The organism is Mesorhizobium sp. M2A.F.Ca.ET.039.01.1.1, assembly GCF_003998035.1.
Classification (GTDB): domain Bacteria; phylum Pseudomonadota; class Alphaproteobacteria; order Rhizobiales; family Rhizobiaceae; genus Mesorhizobium.
Window position 1 is genome coordinate 1 of sequence record NZ_RZRY01001181.1, and the last position, 1,255, is coordinate 1,255.

At 68.0% G+C, this 1,255-nt stretch carries 2 protein-coding genes; one reads left to right on the top strand and one right to left on the bottom strand.

From position 1 onward, the window contains the following. On the bottom strand, positions 1-576 hold a 576-nt coding region (locus EOA24_RS38400), incomplete at its 3' end, for a sugar O-acetyltransferase (protein ID WP_133374929.1). 124 nt (positions 577-700) lie between these two features. Between EOA24_RS38400 and EOA24_RS38405 the strand changes: the two genes are divergently transcribed. After that, positions 701-1,162 (top strand): DUF4126 domain-containing protein, encoded by a 462-nt coding sequence (locus EOA24_RS38405; protein WP_126081609.1) that lies wholly within the window; start codon positions 701-703, stop codon positions 1,160-1,162. The last annotated feature ends 93 nt before the right edge of the window (positions 1,163-1,255 follow it).

Sequence of the window (1,255 nt, forward strand, 5' to 3'; positions counted from 1 at the left end):
CCAAGGCCGCGGGGACGCGCAGCGCGGCGTGACAACCCGCGCCGGGTTGCCGACCACGGTCGTGTTGGCCGCCACGTCGCGAGTCACCACCGCGCCGGCGCCGACGATGGCGCCCTCGCCTATGCTGACGCCGGCGAGGATCACCGCGCTGCCGCCGACCCAGGCGTTGTCGCCGATCGTCACCGGTTTTGCGATCTCCAGCCCGGCCAGCCGTCCAGTGGCCTCGCGATGATGCTCGGCGCAGTAGATCTGCACATTTGGGCCGAGCAGCGTGCCCTTGCCGATGCGCACCGGCGCGGTGTCGAGGATGATGCAGCCGGAATTGAGGAAGACGCCGTCGCAGAGAAACACATTGAAGCCATAGGCGCAATGGAACGGCGCCTCGATGCGAGCCCCTTCGCCCGCGCCACCAAGCAGCGCCCGCAAAGCAGGCCCTATATTGCCACGATGCCGGGGCGGCAGGCTATTGTGCTCGAACACCGCATCGCGCGCGGCGAAGCGCTGCGCCTCGAGCTCATCGTCTATGCAGGTGTACCATTCGCCCGCCGCCATCTTCATGCGCTCGCTTGCCGACATGGCGACATCTCCCGATTTCGTTTGCACAACCGATTGTCGGACAAAAGCCCGTGGCCAAACGCCCAGCCTATGCTAGCCTGCCTTCATGGAACCGTGCGAGGTTCCGATTTTGAGGGGGTCGATCATGCTTTACCTGCTTGCACTGCTGATAGGTGTCGTTGCCGGCCTGCGCGCCATGACAGCGCCGGCCGCCGTCGCCTGGGGTTCTTATCTCGGCTGGCTGCCGGTCGCCGGCACCTGGGCGAGTTTCATGGGCCACTGGATTGCCGTCGGCATCTTCACCATCCTGGCGATCGTCGAATTGGTCACCGACCAGTTGCCGTCGACGCCGAGCCGGAAGGTGCCGCAGCAATTCGGCGCCCGTATCGTCCTGGGCGCCTTCACCGGCGCAGTGCTCGGCGCGACCGGCGGCGCCACCATCGGCGGTCTTATCGCCGGCGCCATCGGCGCGGTGATCGGCACGCTGGGCGGAGCCGAGGTGCGTGGCCGGTTGGCCGCCGCCTTCGGCAAGGATCCGCCCGCAGCCTTCATCGAGGACGCCATTGCGATCGTCGGCGGGCTGCTGATCGTGGCTGCCGTCGCATGAGCGCCAAAGCCTTCGACGCCATCGTCATCGGCGCCGGCCAGGCCGGCACGCCGCTCGCCGGCCGGCTCAACGCGGCCGGCATGAGCGTGGCGC